Consider the following 830-nt stretch of genomic DNA (forward strand, 5'->3'; position numbering starts at 1 on the left):
GGCTCTTCGCCTTTCAGAGTGCGTCAACTGCTCCGCGGAGTCCTCCCGAGTGGATCAGTGACCTCAAGATGTAGTGTTCCAGGTTCCTGAACCCCAACGCGATCCCGCGTAGGTGCTCCAACCGTCCGTTGATCGCCTCGACCGGCCCGTTGGATGCGCCGGTATCGAAGTACGCCAGGATTGCGGTCCGCTTACGCCACAGGGTCCGCCCCAACGTCGCCAGCTCCCCCAGCCCCCTGGGTACCCCGGACCTGATCCTCTTGATCAGCTTGAACATCCTCAACTTGGCGTCCCCGGCCACCGGCTCGTCGTAGGCGGCGATGATCTCCTGGTAGAAGTCCCAGGTCAACTGCACCGCCACGTGCTCCTCGGCGGTCAACACCTCATCGAGACGTTCCGCACGGGCAGGGGTGACCAGACTCCGGCGGGTCAACATCAACCGGCGGATCCCGTACAACGGATCACCTTTACGGCCCCGGTGGCCCAACGTCTCGTTCTGGACCCGCTGGCGGCACAGATCCAACTTGCCGGCGGCCAGATGCACCACATGGAACGGATCCATTACCTGCCGTGCTTTGCCTACCTGCTCTGATGCTGCTTTCGCGTAGCCGGAGTAGCCGTCCATCGTCACAGTCTTCACCGTGTCGCGGAACCGCTTCGGCCTGGCGGCCAGCCAGTCACCGAACGCATCGGCCGACCGGCCGGGCACCATGTCCAGCAGGCGTGCCGGCCCGACACCGTCGACCTGTGGGGTCAGGTCGACGATCACGGTGACGAAGCCCGGCGTGCCGTCACCGCGAACATGCTTCCATTTGTGCTCGTCGACGCCG

General features: G+C 64.5%; 1 protein-coding gene. It reads right to left on the reverse strand.

The annotated features are described in order from the left end of the window. Positions 1-13 precede the first annotated feature (13 nt). Positions 14-830: ISL3 family transposase (locus ACTXPP_RS14125; protein WP_443342750.1), on the reverse strand; the 817-nt coding region annotated here is incomplete at its 5' end.

The sequence above is a fragment of the Candidatus Corynebacterium faecigallinarum genome (assembly GCF_052264515.1).
In the GTDB taxonomy this organism is placed as follows: Bacteria; Actinomycetota; Actinomycetes; order Mycobacteriales; family Mycobacteriaceae; genus Corynebacterium; species Corynebacterium faecigallinarum.